The 19,024-nt window shown below is 74.6% G+C and carries 15 protein-coding genes and 1 pseudogene; 3 read left to right on the forward strand and 13 right to left on the reverse strand.

Translation table 11 applies throughout. From position 1 onward, the window contains the following. Nucleotides 1-34: 34 nt before the first annotated feature. Nucleotides 35-1,300 (reverse strand): efflux RND transporter periplasmic adaptor subunit, encoded by a 1,266-nt coding sequence (locus ACVMYR_RS32285; RefSeq protein ID WP_457123607.1) that lies wholly within the window; start codon nt 1,298-1,300, stop codon nt 35-37. Between the two features lie 232 nt (nt 1,301-1,532). Between ACVMYR_RS32285 and ACVMYR_RS32290 the strand changes: the two genes are divergently transcribed. Further along, nucleotides 1,533-2,093: a hypothetical protein gene (locus ACVMYR_RS32290; protein WP_457123608.1), complete on the forward strand. Its 561-nt coding sequence runs from the start codon at nt 1,533-1,535 to the stop codon at nt 2,091-2,093. 51 nt (nt 2,094-2,144) lie between these two features. Here the strand turns inward: ACVMYR_RS32290 and ACVMYR_RS32295 are convergent, their stop codons facing one another. The 5 genes from ACVMYR_RS32295 to ACVMYR_RS32315 all read right to left on the reverse strand — a co-directional run bounded on the left by ACVMYR_RS32295 (nt 2,145) and on the right by ACVMYR_RS32315 (nt 7,292). Beyond that, nucleotides 2,145-2,867: a hypothetical protein gene (locus ACVMYR_RS32295; protein ID WP_457123609.1), complete on the reverse strand. Its 723-nt coding sequence runs from the start codon at nt 2,865-2,867 to the stop codon at nt 2,145-2,147. A 122-nt stretch (nt 2,868-2,989) separates the two neighbouring features. Then, complete coding sequence (locus tag ACVMYR_RS32300; protein WP_457123610.1) at nt 2,990-4,147, reverse strand: serine hydrolase domain-containing protein; 1,158 nt, start codon at nt 4,145-4,147, stop codon at nt 2,990-2,992. 3 nt (nt 4,148-4,150) lie between these two features. Next, nucleotides 4,151-4,978 carry a carbohydrate ABC transporter permease gene (locus tag ACVMYR_RS32305; protein ID WP_043963505.1) on the reverse strand — a complete coding sequence of 276 codons (828 nt, stop codon included), beginning with the start codon at nt 4,976-4,978 and terminating at the stop codon, nt 4,151-4,153. Then, nucleotides 4,975-5,934, reverse strand: coding sequence for a carbohydrate ABC transporter permease (locus ACVMYR_RS32310; RefSeq protein ID WP_077937884.1), 960 nt, complete (start codon nt 5,932-5,934; stop codon nt 4,975-4,977). Before ACVMYR_RS32310 ends, ACVMYR_RS32305 begins: the two co-directional genes overlap by 4 nt. Continuing rightward, the gene (locus ACVMYR_RS32315) at nt 5,931-7,292 is read right to left on the reverse strand and encodes an ABC transporter substrate-binding protein (RefSeq protein ID WP_396793268.1); all 1,362 of its coding nucleotides are present in this window, start codon (nt 7,290-7,292) and stop codon (nt 5,931-5,933) included. Before ACVMYR_RS32315 ends, ACVMYR_RS32310 begins: the two co-directional genes overlap by 4 nt. A 359-nt stretch (nt 7,293-7,651) precedes the next feature. On the opposite strand from ACVMYR_RS32315, the gene ACVMYR_RS32320 reads away from it, so the two are divergent. Together ACVMYR_RS32320 and ACVMYR_RS32325 are read left to right on the forward strand one after the other, a co-directional pair. Continuing rightward, nucleotides 7,652-8,707, forward strand: a complete 1,056-nt coding sequence (locus tag ACVMYR_RS32320; protein WP_077937883.1) for a LacI family DNA-binding transcriptional regulator — start codon at nt 7,652-7,654, stop codon at nt 8,705-8,707. A 66-nt stretch (nt 8,708-8,773) separates the two neighbouring features. Further along, complete coding sequence (locus ACVMYR_RS32325) at nt 8,774-9,721, forward strand: glycoside hydrolase family 68 protein (protein ID WP_457123611.1); 948 nt, start codon at nt 8,774-8,776, stop codon at nt 9,719-9,721. A gap of 39 nt (nt 9,722-9,760) precedes the next feature. Here ACVMYR_RS32325 and ACVMYR_RS32330 read toward each other — a convergent pair whose 3' ends face one another. The 7 genes and pseudogenes from ACVMYR_RS32330 to ACVMYR_RS32360 all read right to left on the reverse strand — a co-directional run. Then, nucleotides 9,761-11,212, reverse strand: a complete 1,452-nt coding sequence (locus tag ACVMYR_RS32330) for an MFS transporter (protein WP_457123615.1) — start codon at nt 11,210-11,212, stop codon at nt 9,761-9,763. Nucleotides 11,213-11,366: 154 nt separating this feature from the next. Beyond that, nucleotides 11,367-12,101 (reverse strand): annotated as a pseudogene (locus tag ACVMYR_RS32335) (thioesterase II family protein); the annotation flags it as partial. An 8-nt stretch (nt 12,102-12,109) separates the two neighbouring features. After that, nucleotides 12,110-13,207 (reverse strand): class II histone deacetylase, encoded by a 1,098-nt coding sequence (locus ACVMYR_RS32340; RefSeq protein ID WP_457123612.1) that lies wholly within the window; start codon nt 13,205-13,207, stop codon nt 12,110-12,112. Nucleotides 13,208-13,304: 97 nt separating this feature from the next. Next, complete coding sequence (locus ACVMYR_RS32345; protein ID WP_077937879.1) at nt 13,305-13,610, reverse strand: hypothetical protein; 306 nt, start codon at nt 13,608-13,610, stop codon at nt 13,305-13,307. Nucleotides 13,611-13,706: 96 nt separating this feature from the next. Beyond that, nucleotides 13,707-17,678 carry a bifunctional SDR family oxidoreductase/pyridoxal phosphate-dependent aminotransferase family protein gene (locus ACVMYR_RS32350; protein ID WP_457123613.1) on the reverse strand — a complete coding sequence of 1,324 codons (3,972 nt, stop codon included), beginning with the start codon at nt 17,676-17,678 and terminating at the stop codon, nt 13,707-13,709. After that, nucleotides 17,675-18,796 (reverse strand): DNA alkylation repair protein, encoded by a 1,122-nt coding sequence (locus tag ACVMYR_RS32355; protein WP_077937877.1) that lies wholly within the window; start codon nt 18,794-18,796, stop codon nt 17,675-17,677. The genes ACVMYR_RS32350 and ACVMYR_RS32355 overlap by 4 nt, the downstream gene beginning before the upstream one ends. After that, a partial coding sequence (locus tag ACVMYR_RS32360; RefSeq protein WP_457123614.1) for a hypothetical protein occupies nt 18,793-19,024 on the reverse strand: 232 nt, incomplete at its 5' end. The genes ACVMYR_RS32355 and ACVMYR_RS32360, both read right to left, overlap by 4 nt.

Genomic DNA, 19,024 nt, shown 5'->3' on the forward strand with positions numbered 1-19,024 from the left:
CCACGCGCCCTGTGCGGAAGCTGTGTCCCCGCTGTCACCAGGAGCGGAGCACCAGCTCACCGGCGGTGAGGCCGGAGGTCACCTCGGTGAACCGGCCACCCCGCAGCCCGACGGTGACGGTGCGCGGCGCGCCCTCGACGCCGACGCGGACGGTGCCGGTCCCACCGGCGACGTCGCGTACGGCCGTGGAGGGCACCCGCACCGCGTCCGCCACCGCCGCGGTCTCGACGGTCACCGCGGCGCTCTGCCCGACGAGCAGGTCCTGCGGCGCCTCGGTGAAGGAGAGCACGACGCCGTAGCGGACCAGGCTGCCGTCGCTGACGCCGACCGGGTCGACCTGGACGACGGTCGCCGGGAAGGTGCGGTCGGGTCGGTCGGGGAGGGTGAGCGTCGCCTGCTGCCCGACGGCCAGGGCCACGGCGTCGGCCTCGGGGAACCTGGCCTCGACCTGCATCGCGAACGTGTCGGCGAGGGTGATGAAGGTGCTGCCCCGGCCGACCTGGCTGCCCACCTTCCCGGCGACGGACAGGACGGTGCCGGCGATCGGCGCGGTGATCGTGGTGCCGGCCAGCGTCTCCCGCGCCTCGGCGAGGCTCGCCTCGGCCTGGTTGACCCGGCGCTGCGCCTGCAGGATCGGGTCGGCGGAGCCGGCCGCGCCGCCGCCGGCGCAGGTGCCGCCCGGCGCGGACGCGGGCGGGCCGGACGCGGACGGGCGCGTCGACCGGCCGCCGGTGGCCGTCGGTGCGGGCGTCGGCCCGGTGGCGGTCGGCGTCGGGGAGGCGGTCGCGGAGCTGGCGGAGGCACCGGGAGTCGGCGCGGTCGCGGTGGCGGTGGCCGAGCGCAGGGCGACCGGTCGTACGCCGGCACCGGTCGGGCAGGCCGCCGCCCCGTCGGCCGTGTCCTCGCGGGCCCGGTCGAGCGCGTCCCGCGCCTCGGTCAGGTCGTCCTCGGCTTCGTCCACCGCCTCGGCGGCCGTCGCGGCGTCGTCGTCGGCGACGGCGGCCAACCGCTGTCCCGCCCGCACCACGTCGCCCGGCCGCACCGAGATGGTCTGCACCGTGCCGACGACGGAGAAGCCCAGGGCGCGGGTGGTCGCCGGTGTCACGGTGCCCGAGGTGGCCACCTCGACGGCGACGGGGCCCCGGTCGACGGCCACGGTCGCCGGGCGGGCGGGCGTCGGATCGACGCTCGTGGTCAGCAGCCACGCGCCGCCGGCCGCGAGCAGGAGCAGGGCGGCGCCGCCCGCCACGCCCCGACGAGCACGCCGGGTGCGCCACCGTCGGTTCAGGCCGTCTCCCATGGGCGGCCAGTCTGCCCACCACGGCTCGGCATCGGCTCGGCCTCAGCTCGGAGTTGCCTGGGAACGCCCGGCCCGGCGGGTTGCCGCGCCGACGAGCCGCCGGGGTGCGGCGCCGACGAGCCGTCGCCGTGGTGCGGCGCGGACTCCGAGGCAACTCCGAGCCGGGACCGAGCGGCCGGTGAGGTGGGCCCGGTTACCTGGACGGGCCCCGGAGAAGGTTGAGGAGTTTCCCATGTCGTTGTCTGGAAGAGGCCGCCTGCTCGCGACCGCGCTGACCGTCGTCGCGTTGGCGCTGTCGACCGCGTGCGCCGGCACGGACGACGCGGCGGCCCCGACCGGCGACAACGGGCAGGGCGGCCAGAACGCCTTCGCCGCCTACCGGGACTGCCTGCAGGACAACGGCGTCACCCTGCCCTCGGGCGGCGCGCGGCCGTCCGGCTTCCCGACGGCCCGGCCGTCCAACTTCCCCAGCGCGCGTCCCTCGGCCCGACCGGACGCCTCGGCGGGCGCGGGACGCGGCGGACCGGGCATGGGGCGCCCCGACGGCGTCGACGAGGCCACGTGGGAGAAGGCGCAGCAGGCGTGCGCCTCGGTGCGGCCCAGTGGCGGCCCGGGCGCCCGGCCGGGCGGCTCCGGCGCGCCGGGGGGCGGGCGGGACGATGGTCGCCGCGCCGCCTACCGCACCTGCCTGAGCAACCGGGGCGTCGACCCCGCCGACATCGACTCCGGCGACCCGAAGACGGCCGAGGCGCTGGCCGCGTGCGCGGCGGTCAGCCCGTCACCGGCGTCCTGAGCCGCCGCCTCCCGGCCTCCTGGCCGCCCGGCGCGCGCCCCCGCCGGGCGGTCAGGAGAAGCGTTCGACGGTGACGGGCAGCAGCCCTCGCATCCGCAGCGTCGTGGTCAGCTCCCGCAGCATCGGCCGGACGGTGTCGTCCCGACCGCCGGCCAGGTCGACGGTCAGGTCCAGGCACCACGGCCCGCCCGCGCCGATGCGGCGCAGGTGCCAGGTGAACGCGTCGTCGCCGACGCGCCGCCGGGCGACGCCGAGCACCCGGGCCCCGGGGTCGGCCGCGTCGCCCGTGACGGTCATCCGCCACGTGGCGCGCAGGTGCGCCAGGCCGTCCGGCCCCAGCGCGTCGGCGAACAGGACCCGGTGGACCCGCGTCTCGGCGAACCCGGCCGCGCTACGGCCGGATGCCAGCGGCAGCGGTGCCGTCGCCAGCGGGGTCGAGTCGTGGAAGTGGCCACGCAGCGTCGCCTCGTCGGGCAGCTCGCCGCCGCCGAGCTCGCGGTAGGTGGCCGCCGCCGCGCGGCGGGGCACGGCGACGACCCGGCTGCGCAGGGCGGCGTCGAGGCGCATGGTCCGGCTGAAGTCCGCCGAGCTCCACCAGCCGCCGTCCTGCGGGGTCCACGCGGCGCTGTGCAGGCGCACCGCCGAGTGGTCCGCCGCGAACACGAACTCCTCGACGACCACGCCCTCCGGCCGGCCGCGCGGCTCGCCGCCGGCCGGGCCCGGATGGACCAGGTAGTAGTCCAGGGCGGCCGGCCCACCCTCCCCCATGCTCATCGCGCCATTGTGGACCTCGCGGCCGCTCCGTCCGGGCCGACCCGCCGCCCGGCACCCGACGGGTCGGCGCGGGCCGACGGATCGGGCCGGACGGCGTCCGCGTTGCCGTACCCGGTGCAGGGTCAGCCCTCCAGGCACCGGCGCACGGCGGCGACCAGCCGGTCGCCCCGCTCGTCGTCCACCCCGCCCATCTGGTTGACCACGTACGCGAAGCCCACCTCGTGGGCGTCGTCGCCGAAGGCCACGTGGCCGCCCGCGCCGTCGTGGCCGAAGCTGCGCGCGCCCAGCAGCGGCCGGGCCGGCGGGGAGTCCAGCAGGAAGCCGGTCCCCCAGCGCTGCCCCCCGTCCGGCGGCCCGTAGCGCTGCTGGCCCCAGACCCGGGGCGTGGTCGCGTCGTCGACCGACGCGACGGTGAGCAGGCGTGGGCCGCCGCCGACGTCGGACACGGCGGCGGCGTAGAGCCGGGCCAGGCCCTCGGCGGTGCTGACCGCGCCGGCCCCCGGGATCCCGGCGGCCTGGATGACCGGGTCGTTGAAGCTGACCAGGCCCTCGTCGTCGGCCGGGAAGGGATAGGCGCCGTTCATGGTCAGCCCCCGCTCGGCGACCGGGTCCGGGGCCGGCACCGCGCCGGCCGGCGGCGCCAGCATCCAGGCCACCGCGGCACGCTCGGCGTCGGGAAGGCCGATCCAGGTACGCAGGCCGAGCGGGTCGGCGAGCGCGGCGCGGAAGAACGCGCCGGGCAGTTGCCCGGTGACCCGGCGGATCACCTCGCCGACCAGCCAGCCGTAGGTCATCGCGTGGTAGCTGTGCGCGGTGCCCGGCGGCCAGAGCGGCGGCTGCGCCTCGATCGCCTCGATCACCGGCGTCCAGGCGACCACGTCCGCGCGGGTCAGCGGCCGGTCCAGGGCCGGCAGGCCGGCCTGGTGGGTGAACAGCCAGCGCACCGGGATCCCGTCCTTGCCGTGCTGGCCGAACTCGGGCCAGTACCGGGTGACGGGGGCGTCCAGGTCGAGTCGGCCCTGCTGGACCAGCAGGTACGCGCAGACCGCCAGGATCCCCTTGGTGCAGGAGAAGACGACCGCCGGGGTGTCGGCGGCCCACCGGCGGCCGGAGCGCGGGTCGGCGAGCCCGCCGTACAGGTCGACGACCTTGCGGCCCCGCACGTAGAGGGCGACCGCGGCGCCCACGTCGCCGCGCGCGGTGAAGTTGTCCCGGAAGACGTCGACGACCGGGCCGAAGCCCTCGTCGGCGTCGCCGTGGACCGGTGCAGGCGTCGTCACGCGCTATCCCTTCAGCGATCCCTGGATGAGGGCCTTGATGAACTGGCGTTGGAAAATCAGGAACACGATGAGGGTGGGGGTGAGGATGAGCAGGGAGCCGGCGCACAGCAGCACCAGATCCGTCCCCCACTGCCCCTGGAACGCCCCGAGCGCGCCGGCCATGGTGCGTTTCGTGGCGTCGTCGACGAGCACGATGGCGAGCAGGAACTGGTTCCAGGTCCACAGGAACAGCAGGATGGTCAGCGACGCGATGGCGGGCCGGGCCAGCGGCACGTGGACGCGCCAGAACAACTGCCAGGTGTTGCTGCCGTCGACCCGCGCCGCCTCGGAGAGCTCCTTGGGCACGGTGGCGAAGTGCGCCCGCATCCAGAACACCGAGAACGGCATGTACAGGCCGATCAGCGGCAGGATGATCGCCCACCGGGTGTTGAGCAGGCCGAGGTCGCGCATCTGGTAGTACAGCGGGGTGACCACGGCCTCGAAGGGCAGGGTCAGGCCGAGCAGCAGCAGGCCGAAGGCGATCCGGCCGCCGGGCACCCGCAGGTGGCCCAGCCCGAATCCGGCCATCGTGGCGATGACCACGCCGATCGGCACGACCCCGACGACGATCAGCAGGCTGGAGCGCAGCAGCGCGCCCATGTTGGCGGCGGTGAACGCGTCGGCGAAGTTGCCCCACTGCGGGTCCGCCGGCCAGGCCAGTCCGGTGGGGACGGTGCCGCGCGGCTGCAACGCCGCCGACAGCATGCTCAGGAACGGCAGCAGCGTGACGACGACCAGCGCGATCAGGAAGATCCGGCCGGTCAGTCGCTCGCTGCGGCTGGTGAGGTTCATGCCTTGTCCTCCCGGGTCAGCCGCTGGATCGGCAGCACGCAGGCCAGCACCAGCACCATGAGCACCACCGACAGCGCGGAGGCCAGCCCGACCTGCCGCTGGGAGAAGGCGAGCCGGTAGATCTCCAGGCCGGGCACGGTGGTCTGGATGCCGGGGCCGCCGCTGGTGGAGATGTAGACGATGTCGAAGCTGGCCAGGGCGGCGATGATGGTCACGGTCAGGCAGACGCCGACCTCCTGGCGCAGGCTCGGCAGGGTGACGGCGAAGAACTCCCGCACCGGTCCGGCGCCGTCGATGCGGGCCGCCTCGTACAGCGCCGGGTCGATCTTGCTCATGCCGGTGACGAGCAGGATCGTGCACAGGCCGAGCATCACCCAGGTGCCGATCACGCCCACCGCGGGCAGCGCCGTGTCGAACTCGCCGAGCCAGGCCCGGGTGACCCCGCCCAGGCCGACCGCCCGCAGCACCTGGTTGACCAGGCCGTCGGTGGACAGCAGCCAGCTCCACGCGATGCCGGCCGCGACGAGGGGGATCACCTGCGGCAGGAACAGCACGGTACGCACCACGGTGCCGAACGGGCCGCCGCTCATCCGGCGCACGAGGCTGGCGACCAGCAGCCCGAGGGCGACCGGGACGAAGCTGAAGAAGACGATCAGGACGAACGCGTTCCCGATGATCTTCAGCAGGTCGCTGTCGGTGAACACGGTCAGGTAGTTGGTCAGCCCGACCCACTCGGCCTGGCCGATGCCGTTCCAGCGGTACAGCGAGTACTGCATCGTGAGCAGCAGCGGACGCAGCACGAAGAACCCGTACATGAGCAGGGCCGGCAGGACCCACAGCCAGCCGAGCCACCCGGCCGTGCGGCCCCGCCGCCTCCGGCGGGGCCGCACGGGTGACTGCCGGTCCGCGCCGCCGGTCGGGACACCGGCGGCGGTGCCGCCGACGGCAGCGGTCATCGGGACAGTTCCTTCTCGTACTCGGCCTGGACCGCCTTCACGTACCCCTCGGGGGTCTGCTGCCCGGCGATCAGCTTCTGCAGCTCCGGGGTGATCGCCGCGGCGAAGATGCCGCCGGTGGCGTTCGCGGTGAAGTCGACCGCGCCGTTCTCCGCGCCGAGCTGCTGCGACGCCTTGAGCGTCTCGGCCAGCACGGTGCCCTCGGTGACGGGCGGCAGGGACAGCTCGGCGGGACCGCCGGGGCTGGACCCGCCGACCTTCACGGAGATCTCCCGGGCCTTGGCGTCGGTGTGCGCCCAGTTCAGGAAGTACGCGGCGGCGTCCGGGTTCTTGGCCCGGGCACCGATGCCGAAGGTGTTCGGCGCGGACATCGCGACGTGCTTGCCGCCGGCGGCCTCGGTCGGGAACAGGAAGAAGCCCGCGTTGCCGGCCATGTTCTTGTCGAGGTTGCCCGACTCCCAGTCGCCGTTGAACATGAACAGGCCGCCGCCCTTGGTGAAGTCGCCGACCATGGTGGCGTAGTCCAGGGCGTTGGCGTCCTTGGTGAAGTAGCCCGCCTTGGCCCACCGCTGGATGGTCTCGGTGGCCTTCAGCGCGGCGGGGGTGTCGAAGGTGGCGCCGGGCTTCTGGAAGATCCAGTCCGCGATCTGGGCCGGGTCGCCGAACTGGTTCTGCAGCGCCTGGTGCGGGAAGTTGATGCCCGCGGTGTTCTTGTTGAACTGCACGATCGGCTGCACGCCGGCGGCCTTGGCCTTGGCCAGCAGCTCCTCGAACTCGGCGACGGTGGCCGGGGGCTCGGTCATGCCGACCTGCTGGGCCAGCTTCTTGTTGTAGAACACCCCGGTCACGCTGTAGCCGAGGCCCAGCCCGTACAGCGAGCCCGAGCCGCGCACCTTGCCGCCGTCGGCCAGCCGGAGCTGGACGAGCTGCGAGGCGGGGAACTTGTCCCAGCCGTAGGCCGCGACGTAGGGGTCGAGGTTTTTCAGCAGGTCGTCCTTGACCAGGTCGACCATGGTGGGCAGGCGGATGATGTCGGGCGCGTTGTCCGAGGCGAGCACCCGGGGCGCGTTCTCCGTGATCACCGTGAACTGGTCCTCGCGGATGTTGAACTTCACGTTCGGGTGCTGCTTGGTGAACTCGTCGGCCAGCGCCTTGACCAGCGGGAAGCCGGTCTCCGCGTACAGCTCCAGGGTGATCGGCCCGGTGCCGAGTTCGGTGCTGACGGGTGCGTCGGACCCGGTCGACGAGGGCTGGTCCGACCCTGGTGCACTACACGCGCTCATCACCAGGCCGGCGGCCAGGGCCGGCACCAGCAGTGCCAGGCCGCGCCGCGAGAACCTGGTCGAGAAATCCGGCACGTCAACCACTCCTTGATTTCAACGCCGCGTCACGCCGCCCGGCGGGCCGGCGCGCACCGGCCCCGACCGTGTCGTGCCGGCCCGGGCGGCCCGCCCTGCGGGTCGCGACCGAGCCGGTCGACATGATCACGGGGAGGGTCGAGGTGCCCTTCCGCACGACCGAACGGCGTAGCTAAAATGATTTAGCAGAGCATGCGCGCGGCGCTCCGAACCTGTCAAGGACGAGTTCGCAACGACTCGGAAACGGCCGGTTCACATGTCCCGCGGCCCGTCACCCACCCGCCGGGGTGGCCCTCGTGACCCGCGCATGATGATGTGACGGGGCGGCGCCGGACGCGCCGCGGTGATTCGGAGGAGTCATGGGCCGCAACAGAGCAACCCTGGCCGATGTCGCGCGGCTGGCCGGACTGTCGAAGACGGCCGCCTCGATGGTGCTCAACGGGCGGGAGGGGACCCGGCTGTCCGCGGAGGCCCACCAACGCGTCTTCGCCGCCGCCGAGGAGCTCGGGTACCGGCCCAACATGGCCGCGCGCAGCCTGCGCACCCGCAAGACGGCCACCATCGCGTTCGTCTCCGACATCGTCGCCACCACCCGGTTCGCCGGTGACCTGATCCGGGGCGCGCTGGACGCCGCCCGGGAACGGGACCACGTGCTGCTGATCACCGAGACCCAGGGCGACGCGGCGTTCGAGCGGTACGCCATCGAGGCGATGCTCGACCGCCAGGTCGACGGCGTCGTCTACGCGGCGATGGCCACCCGCCGGCTCACGGTGCCCCCCGCCATCCTCGGCGGCCCGGTGGTGCTGCTCAACGCCGTCAGCCCCGACGAGCTGCCCTGCGTGCTACCCGACGACGAGCAGGCGGCCGTCGCCCTCGTCGAGGCCCTGCTCGCGCACGGCCACCGCGACCGCATCGCGTTGATCGGCCGCAACCGCCTCAAGGAGGGCGATCCGGAGGTCTCCATCGCCGCGCCGGCCCGCCTGCGCGGGATCCGCGCCGCCCTCGCCGCGGCCGACGTCGGACTGCTCGCCGAGTGCTTCTGCGCGGAGTGGCTGCCGGAGCACGGGTATGCCGCCATGCGCACCCTGCTGTCCCGCTCGCCCCGGCCGACGGCGGTCGTCTGCATGAACGACCGGCTGGCCTTCGGGGCGTACCAGGCCCTCGGCGAGGCCGGCCTGGCCATCCCCGAGGACATCTCCGTCGTCTCGTTCGACGACGATCCCATCGCCGCCTGGCTGCGCCCCGGCCTCACCACCGCCGCCCTGCCGCACGAGCGGATGGGCCGTCGCGCCGTGGAGCTCGTGCTCGACGGGGGCGACGCCGGGCCGTCGTACGTCCCCATGCCGCTGCGCCGCCGCCGGTCCGTCGCCGCGCCGGCCGCCGGCGTCCCCGCGCCGAGGCGGGCCCCGGCGTAGACCGGTGAGCGCCGCCACCGCCGGCCGAGGTGGTTGCTAAACCGATTCACTGATAGGTTGCCGGCCATGCTGCGATTGCCGGACCACTGGGTGTGGGACAGCTGGTACGTCCAGGACGACGACGGCCGGTGGCACGTGTTCTTCCTGCGCGCCTCCCGGGCCCTGCACGACCCCGAGCGCCGCCACCACCGGGCGTCGATCGGGCACGCCGTCTCCACCGACCTGCGCTCCTGGACCCTGCTCCCCGACGCGCTCGTGCCCGCCGACGCGCCCGCCTGGGACGACCTGGCCACCTGGACCGGCTGCACCGTCCGCGGCCCCGACGGGCGGTGGCACCTGTTCTACACCGGCGTCGGACGCGCCGAGGGCGGCCTCGTCCAGCGCGTCGGCCTGGCCGTCTCCGACGACCTGACCACCTGGCACCGGCACGGCGACGGCCCCCTCGTGGAGGCCGACCCGACCTGGTACGAGCTGCTCGACCGGGACGCGTGGTACGAGCAGGCCTGGCGCGACCCCTGGGTCTTCGCCGACCCCGACGGCGACGGCTGGCACATGCTCGTCACCGCCCGCGCCAACCGGGGCCCGGCGGGCGGCCGGGGCGTCATCGGGCACGCCACCTCGCCCGACCTGGTCACCTGGACCGTCCGGCCGCCGCTGTCCGCGCCCGCCGGCTTCGGCCACCTGGAGGTGCCGCAGGTCGCCGTCGTCGACGGCCGGCCCCTCCTGCTGTTCTGCACCAACGCCGTCGCGGACCCGCGCCTGCGCGACCACCGGATCTGGGTGGCGGACGCGCCGGGCGTGCGCGGCCCCTGGGACGTGGCCGCCGCGCGCCCCGTCCCACACCCGCACCTGTACGCGCCCCGCCTGGTCCCCGACGGCGACCGGGGGTGGGCGCTCATCGGCTTCCTCGACCGGGTCGACGGCGCGTTCGTCGGTGAACTCACCGACCCCGTGCCGTTCCGCCTCCCGCAGGCCGACCCGTCGCCCGCCGAGCCGGCCGCCACCGGGCGGTAGCCGTCCCGGCGGGCGGTGACCCGCCGGGACGGCCGGCCCTCAGGAGGCCGCCTGCGCCGGCACGGCGTCGTCCGCGCCGGCCTCGGCGTCGTCGGCCGGGCGGTCGCGGACCATGGTCAGCACCGCCACCGCGAGCAGGACCGTGATCACGGTGCTGATCGCCCCGACGAGGTTGAGGCCGCCGGTGAAGGCGTCCCGGGCGGCGGCCAGCAGCGCCGCGCCCGCGTCGCCGGGCAGCTGCTGCGCCGCGGCGACGGCCGCGGCGAGGGTGTCGCCCGCGGCCGAGCCCTCGGGGGCGGTGAACTGACTGCGGTAGACGATCGCGCCGACGCTGCCCAGGATGGCGACGCCGAGCGCCATGCCCAGCTCGGTGCTGGTCTCCGACACGGCGGAGGCGGAGCCCGCCTGCTCGGGGGGCGCCGACCCGACGACGATGTCGGTGCCCAACGCGATGAGCGGGCCGCCACCGGCGTAGACGAGCAGGAAGCCGACCACCAGCTGGGTGAGGCCGCCCTGACTGTCGAGCAGGGCGAGCATCAGGTGCCCGACCGCCGAGACCGCCAGGCCGGCGGCCACCACCCGGGCCGGCGCGATCTTCCCCGCCAGCACCGGCGACAGCATGGACGTGACGATCAACGCGAGCGCCGCCGGCAGCAGCCAGAGCCCGGCCCGCAGCGGCGAGAGCCCGACGACGAGTTGCAGGTACTGCGTCACGAACAGGTACGTCCCGCCGGCGATGAGCATGCTGAACAGCATCGCCACGAGGGCCGTGGCCAGCGGGCGGTTGCGGAACAGCCGCAGGTCGATCAGCGGGCTGGCCAGGGCACGCTGCCGACGGACGAAGAACACCCCGACGACCAGGCCGGCGACGACGGCGAGCAGCGGCAGCGGGCCCGCGTCGTCCTTGGCCAGCTCCTTCAGGCCGTAGATGATCGGCAGGATCGCGGCCAGGGACAGCGCCACGCTGGCCAGGTCGAGCCGGCCGGCCTCGGCGTCCCGGTACTCGGGCAGCAGCCGCGGCCCGGCCACCAGCAGCACGGCCATGATCGGCACGTTGAGCAGGAACACCGAGCCCCACCAGAAGTACTCCAGCAGCGCGCCCCCGACGACGGGGCCGAGCGCGACACCGACGGAGAACATGGTGACCCAGACCGCGATGGCGACGCCCCGCTGGCGCGCGTCCTGGAACATGTTGCTGATCAGCGCGAGGGTGGAGGGCATCAGGGTGGCCCCGGCGACGCCCAGGGCGGCGCGCGAGGCGATCAGCATGACCGGCGTGTCGGCGTACGCGGCGACCACGGAGGCCACGCCGAACGCGGCGGCGCCGATCAGCAGCAGCCGCCGCCGGCCGATCCGGTCACCGAGGGTCCCCATGGTGACCAGGAACCCGGCGATCATGAAGCCGTAGATGTCGATGATCCACAGCATCTGCGGGGCGCTGGGCAACAGGCTCTCGCTGATGTGCGGCACCGCGAGGTGCAGGACGCTCATGTCGATGGAGAGCAGGAGCGTCGGCAGCGCCAGCACTGCCAGGCCGAGCCATTCCCGGGGGCCCGCCCGGTGCTGCGGTTCGATCGTGGTGCTCAATGTGGATCCTTTCTTTATGTGTCGCCGGACGGGGGAAACAGTGGGTCGTCAGGTGCGTGACCACCGCCTCGGCGACGTATGGCTCGTACAGGTAGAAGTGGCCGCCGGTGAACATCCGGCGCGCGAAGGGCCCCGTCGTCTCCAGCGACCACAGGTGCAGCCGGTCGGCGACGACGATCGGGTCGTCCGCCGCGCCCAACGACAGGATCGGCACGCCGGTGCCGGTGGTCGGCCGCTCGTAGGTCTCCATGGCCTCCAGGTCGGCGCGGATCGCGGCCAGCGCGGGTCGCACGAGGTCCGCCCGGTGCAGCAGGTCGGGGGCGATGCCGCCGATGTCCACGAGGTGTTCCAGCATTTCGGCGTCGGTGCGCCGGTGCCCGTACGGCGGCTCGCTGGGGAAGCAGGGCGGCTGCCGGGCCGACACGACGAGGTGCCGCGGCGGCAGTCCCGCCCGCTCCATCGCCCGGGTCAGCTCGTAGCCGAGCACGCTGCCGAAGCTGTGCCCGACGATCGCGTACGGCAGGGGGTCCCGCTCGGCGAGCGCCCGGGCGAGGCCGTCGACGAGCGGCTCGACCCGCCGCAGCAGCGGCTCGGCGGCGCGCAGGCCCCGGCCGGGCAGCTGGGCGACCAGGAACTCGACCCCGGCGGGAACGACCCGCGTCCAGGACCGGAACGCCGAGGGCCAGCCGCCGGCGTGCGGCAGCGCCACCAGCCGCGCCCACGGGGCGTCCGGCCCGGCTGCGGCGGCGGCCGGTCGTGCGCCACCGCCCACCTTCAGCAACCAGGGGTTCATCGTCGTCCTCACGCCAGCAGCGGATGGTGGGCTTCGAGGTGGGCGAGCACGCGGTTCTGGTGCGGTCGCAGGCGCTGCCCCGGCAGGTGCTCCAGCGAGTGCAGGAAGGGATCGGGCGGCTCCGGCAGGCCCGCGAGCGCCGACGCGACGGCCAGCACCAGGGTCGGCTGGTACCACGCCGAGTAGCCGCCCTCGTGGGCCAGGACGATCCGCCCGCCGGTCAGCTCGTCGGCGAGGGCGCACATCCGGGCCGTCATGGCGTGGAAGGTCCGGCTGGTGCACATCATCCGGCCCATCGGGTCGTGGCCGCCCGCGTCGAGGCCGGCCGCCACGAGGATCAGCTCCGGGCCGAAGGCGCGGGCCGCCGGCTCGACCAGCCGGGTCAGCGCCGCCAGGTAGGCCTCGTGCCCTGAGCCGGCCGGCAGCGGCACGTTGAGGGTGCGCCCCGCCCCGGCGCCCTCCCCCGTCTCGGTGACCAGGCCCGAGGCGGGCGGGAACAGCCCCTCCTGGTGGATCGAGACGTAGAGGACGTCCGGGTCGGTGTAGAAGGTGCGCTGGATGCCGTTGCCGTGGTGCACGTCCCAGTCGAGCACCAGCACCCGGCGTACGCCGTGCCGCTGGGCCGCCCGCGCGGCGATCGCCACGTTGTTGTAGAGGCAGAGGGCCATCGCCCGGTCGGGCTCGGCGTGGTGCCCGGGCGGCCGGACGAGGCAGTACGCCCGGTCGTGCCGCCCGTCGAGCACGGCTTCGGTGGCCTGCACGCAGGCGCCCACGGCCACCCGGGCGGCGTGGGCGCTGTGGTGGTTGACGTGCGCGTACACCCCGGCGTCGCCCGCACCGAGCGCGGAGGCCGCCTCGACGCGGTCGACGTGCTCGCGGGTGTGCACGAGCAGCAGGTCGTTGTCGCCGGCCGGCGCGGGGGTGACCTGGGTGTAGTGGTCCAGCACCCCGGCCATCCGCACCAGTCCCTCGGCGCGGCGCAGGTCGGGGTCGACGGCGAACTGGCGCAGGGGTTCGATGCCCGGGCCGACCGGCAGGTAGCCCGACCCCTGGCCGGGGTCGTGCCAGAAGCAGACCTCGTGGCTGTACCAGGCGAGATTCGGCATGTGCGACGTCCTTGGCGCTCGGGTCAAAGGGGTGGTCGGGGCCGCGACGCCGACGGGGGGGTGTCGACGCCGCGGCCCGCTCGGGGAGGGCGACCGGTTACGCGGCGACGGCCGCCTGGGCCCGGGTCTGTCCGGTCACCTCGGCGACGCGCCGCAGGTAGTGCTCCCGCTCCTCGGCCGGGGTGTGCTTGGTCCGGAACGTGGAGTCGAGCCAGGCGAGGACCTGGTCCACCTCGGCGGGGCCGAGCGGCCGGTCGCCCAGCTCCTTCTCGAACTCGCGGATGCGGGCCGTGGGCGCGAGCACGCCCTCGGCGTAGCCGGACTCGTCCGGGTTGTGGTTGCGGGTGCAGGCGATGGCCTTCAGGACGGCACCGAAGAACGCCCTGCTGTCGATGTCGCTCACTGTGGTCTCCTCTCGACGGGGTTTCTTCCGCCGGCCGCCCGCTGCGGGCGGCCGGCTACACGGGTGGTGTCGCGACCGGAACGCTCCCGGCTGCCCTCAGGCGATGAGCCCGACCCGCCGGCCGGCGTCGGCGAAGACGGCGACGGCGTGGTCGAGGTCGTCGACGGAGTGGCTGAGGTTGACGATGGTCCGCAGGCGCGGCAGCGCCTTGGGCACGGTGGGATAGACGATGGGTTGGACGAAGATGCCCTCGTGCTGGCAGAGCCGGGCCATCTCCTGGGCCTGGCCGGCGCTGGCGCAGATGATCGGCACCACCGGCGTCACGCTGCCGAGGGTGTCGAAGCCGAGGGCGCGCAGCTGCGCGCGGTACCGGTCGGTGCGGGCCCGCAGCTCGCCGGTGAGGTGCGGGGCCGCCTCCATGACCTCGACGGCCGCCCGCGCGGCGGCCACCTGCATCGGGGTGCCGGCGGCGGAGAACATCCAGCCCCGGGCGTTGTTCTTCAGGGCGAAGATCAGGTCGCTGGAGCCCGCCACGTAGCCGCCGGTGCTCGGCACCGTCTTGGACAGGGTGCCCATCTTCACCGCGATCCGGGCCGGGTCGATGCCGAAGTGCTCGGTGATGCCCCGGCCGGTGGCGCCCAGCACGCCGAGGCTGTGTGCCTCGTCGACCATCAGCGGGGCGTCGTGGCGCTCGCAGAGCTCCAGGATGCCGGGCAGGTCGGCGACGTCGCCGTCCATGCTGAACACCGCGTCGGTGACGACCAGCTTGCCGGCGTCGCCCGCCCGGCGCAGGGCCCGCTCCAGGTCGGCCAGGTCGTTGTGGGCGTACGTGATGACGGTCGCGCCGGACAGCCGGTAGCCGTCGAGGATGCTCGCGTGGTTGTAGACGTCGCCGATGACCACGTCGCCCGGCCCGACCAGCGCGCCGACCGTCGCCACGTTGGCCATGTAGCCGCTGGTGTAGACGATGGCGTCCTCGGCGCCGACGAACCGCGCGATCGCCAGCTCCAGCTCGCGGTGCAGGTGCAGGGTGCCGGCGAGCAGCCGGACGCCGTGCGCGCCGGTGCCGTGCCGCTCCAGGGCGCGCTGCGCCTGGTGGTTGATGTAGTCGTGGCCGATGAGCCCCAGGTAGCTGTAGGAGGCGAAATTGAGGAACCACCGGCCGTCGAACTTGATCCAGGCGCCCTTGGACTCCTCGATGACCGGCTCGTAGAAGTAGTCGTCCCGCGCGATGACGAGCCGGTCGTCCACCGACAGCGCGTCGATGCGCCGGTCGAGGAAGGTGCCGTCCGGGCGGTCGGCGAGCCGGCCGGGCAGGGTGCGGCGGGGAACCGCACCGCCGAGAGGGGCGGCGACGCCGGGCGACCCGGCGGGCCGGGGCGCGGCCGGCGGGGGGCCGGCCGGGGCCGGGCGGTGGCCGGCGGCGGGGGCCGGCGCGGGCCGCCCGTTCGCCGCCGCCGGGGGCTGCGCGGCGGCGGGCCGCCCGTTCGCCGCCGGGGGCCGTCCGTCGACCGCCGCCGGCTCGGCGGTGCGCCCGGCCGGGCGGCGCACGACCGCGTCGCCGTCGTCGTCACGGAACCGGTCCCAGTCCGGGACGAACCGGTGCGCCGCCGGCCCGCCCGACCCGACGGCCGCGGGCGACGCGGCCGCCACCGGGGGTACGGCGACCGGCGCGGGCGGCCCGGCGGGGCCGGCCGCCGGGGGCGCGACGGGCGGTGCGGGCGCTGTCGTGGTGGCGGCGCGTGGGAGCCCCTCCAGGTGCCGCAGCAGCGCGCCGACGCCGGGGTGGTCGAAGAAGGTGGCCGGGTCGATCTCGACGCCCGCGCCGGCCAGCGCGGCGGAGACCTCGACCGCCATCATCGAGTCCAGCCCCAGGTCCAGCAGGTTGTCCTCGGGCGACACCTCGGCGACGTGCAGGGTCCGCTTCAGGATCGCCGACAGCTCCGGCCACAGCCGGGTGTCGGGAGAGGTCACAGGGGTCGTCATCTCGTCGTCCTTCGGGGTGTCGACTGCGGACAGGACGTAGTTGCCGGGCGGCAGCCCGAGGGTGTGCCGCAGGAGCGCGACGCCGTCGTCGGCGGGCAGCGCCGGGATGCCGCGCGCCGCCGCCGCGTCGGCGACCCGCTCACCCATGCCGACGGCCCACAGGCCCCAGCCGAGGCTGTACCAGGCCTCCCCCTCGGCCCGGCGGCGGGCGGCGTAGCCGTCGAGGTAGGCGTTGGCGCAGGCGTACGAGCTCTGGCCGAGGTTGCCGTGCGTCGCCGAGATCGAGGAGAACAGCACCACGTACCCGGGGCGTGCCCGCGCACCGAACGCCGCGTCGAGCGCGTGCACCCCGCCGATCTTCGGGGCGAACACCTCGTCGACGCGCTCGGGCGACAGGCTGCGCGCCAGCCCGTCGCGCAGGACGCCGGCGGCGTGAAAGACGCCGTCGAACGGCTCCGCGTCGGCCAGCGCCGCCGGCAGGTCGCGCACGTCGGCGGCGAGGACCCGCAGGTCGCAGGCGGCGGCGAGCTTGTCCAACCGGTCCCGCGCCGGCCCCTGCGTCGGCACCGTCCGGCCCACCAGCGTGAGGTGGGCGCAGCCCGCGCCGGCCAGGGACTCCGCCACGTGCAGGCCGATGCCGCCCAGCCCGCCGGTGATCAGGAACCGGCCGCCGACCGCCCGCCCCGCCCGCTCGCCCGGGGTGGCGTCGACCGCCGGGTGCGCCGGGGCATACCAGGTGCCGTCGCGCCAGGCCAGCTCCGCCTCACCGTGGCGCACCTCGTCGAGCGTCGGCGGGGGCGTGGCACCGCCGAGGCCGAGGTCGACCAGGCGTACGCGGACCTGCGGGTGCTCGATGCGCAGGGTGCGCGCCAGCCCCCACAGCGCGGTCTGCACCGGCTCGACCGGCTCGCCGCCGGTGACCTGGTGGGCGGCGTTGGTGACGATCGTGAGCGCCGGCATCGGCGGCTGCGCGGCGAGCCGCCGGACCAGGGTGAACACGCCCTGGAGGACGGCGGCGGCCTCGTCGGCGTCGCGCACCCCGCGCGGCGCGACGTAGACCACCTCGGCCGGCGGGGTCTGCGTGCGCGCCCGGTCGACGTGCTCGTCGTGCAGGTCCGTCGGGTCGAGCAGCACGGGCCCGTCGTCGGGCGACCCGCCGGACAGCTCGCGCGACACCAGCCAGGTGTGGCCGCCGGTCGGCTCCGGCTCCGGGGTCGGGGTGACCGGCTGCCAGGTGACGGCGGTGACCGACCCGGCGGGGACCGGCCGGTGCCGGGCCGGTGCCCCCGCCGGGCGGTCGGATCCGCCGGCCCGCCCCGGCGCCTTCAGGATGATCCGGTCCAGTTCGAGCAGCACCTCGCCCTGCTGGTTGCAGACGGTGGCCCGCCCGCGCACCGCGCCGCCGGACGCGCCCTGCGGGTCGGTGCGCTCGACCAGCGCCAGGACGGTGCCGGTGACCCGCCGCCGGGCGGTGACCCGCCCCACGTACCAGGGCAGGCACCCCCCGGCGGTGCCGTCGTCGAGCATCCCGAGGCACTGGAAGACGCTGTCGAGCAGCGCCGGCGGGACGAGGTGCGGGTCGGTCAGCCCCCCGGACGCGCGGAGCAGGGCCAGCATCCGGCCCGGCCCCCGGTGGGCGGCGCGGATGGCGTGGAAGGTCGGGCCGTACTCGATGCCGCTGCCCCGCCGCCAGTCGGCGACGGCGGCCAGCGGCACCTCGTCGACGCAGCCGGCGCGCAGCTGGGCCACGTCCAGGTAGTGCGGGGGCGGCAGCGCGGAGCGGGTGGCCCGGGCGCGGCTGTGCGGCGTCGGGCTGGACGCGCCCGGCTCCCACGAGCCGAGCGCGCACTCCCCGTCGTCGGTCAGCGTGGTCTCGACCTCGACGGTCGTGCCGGGCGGCACCCGCAGCGGCGCGAGGAACGCGACCTGTTCCAGGCTCCAGCTCCCGCCGGGCCGCGCCGCGTCGCAGGCGGTGAGCATGGCGTCGACCTGCGCCGCCGCGGCCAGCACGGGCGTCCCGCCGATCCGGTGGTCGCGCAGCACCGGGTCGTCGGCGGCCAGCGGGGTCCGGTGGGCGCTCACAGCCGCAGGTCGAATCTGTCGGTGGCCAGGACCTGGCCGTTGACCTGGATGTCGACGAGGTGCTCGCCGGGGTAGTAGCGCCGGGTGGAGACCTCCCGCACCGGGTGGGACTTCTCCACCGTCCGGCGCTCGCCGGGGGCCAGTTCGAGGGTGGTGAGCTTGAAGACCTTCGGGATGCTCTGGCCGTTCTTGCGCACGTGGTGCACGACGTAGTCGACGGCGACGGTGTGCCGACGGCTGTCGGTGTTCTCGACGTCGAGGCGGATGAGGGTCGACTCGCCGAGGGTCAGCGACCGGGGCGACAGCCGCATCGACGGCACGCGGATGTGCTCGCCGCCGGTGACGCCGACGATCGCGAGGGCCTCCTGGTTGCCCTTCTTGACCAGGGTGCGCAGCGCGTGCCGGACGATCCAGGCAGTCTCCGGCGTCGGGCTCTCCTGCTGCCAGCGCAGCGCGGTCGCCAACGCGACGTCGGGCGCGTCCTTGGAGATGTCGTTGAGGTTGTTCGCCACGGACTTGCGGACGTACTCCGACGGGTCGCTGCGCAGCGGTTCGAGGATCTCCAGGACGGGCTGCGGGTCCTTGACGAACATGGTGAGCGTGCGCGCCCAGGGCAGGCGGGGACGGGTGCCCTCGCTGGCCATGCGGCGCACGTTGTGGCTGGGGTCGCGCGCCCAGTCGACCATCCGCTTCATCGTCAGGTCGTAGTGCTGCTCGATGTACGGACGGATGGCGTACTCGGCGGTGTGCCGCTTGGTGATCTCGACGAGGGCGTCGAGGGACACCTCCGGGTGGTCCAGGCCGTACTCCTCGACGAACCGGGCCACCGGCATGAGGTACCAGCTGACGTTGAACATCCCCTCCCCCTCGGCGAGCTCGTCGCCGAGGATCGACACGAGGATGCGCACGCTCTCGGGGTAGTCCTGTGGGAGCCGGCTGCGCAGCCCTTCCGCCAGGACGAGGACGCGGTCCTTCAGCTCCTTTCCGGGGATCCGCCGTTCGACCTCGACGGCGTAGTCCTCGACGTCGAACTCCGGGTGGACCTCGCGGATCTTCCCACCGATGAGGCGGGCGGCGTCACCGTTGAAGTGGCGCTTGAGTCCGTATTCGCCAGTCATTGCATCCGGTCCTTCACGACAGAGATTCCCTCAGCGGGCGGGTAGAGATGGATCTTAGGTTTGCGTGTTTCCTCCCTCAAGGAAGCGGGACGGCTCGTCGCGACGATTCTCGACTCGTCTCGTCCATTGGGGACCCAGTACGTCCGGCGTTCGAAGGGGTAGGTGGGAATCGTCGTCGTGCGATGCCCCTTACCGGCATGCACCCCCACCCAGTCCACCTCACCCAAG

The organism is Micromonospora sp. PTRAS2 (assembly GCF_054052245.1).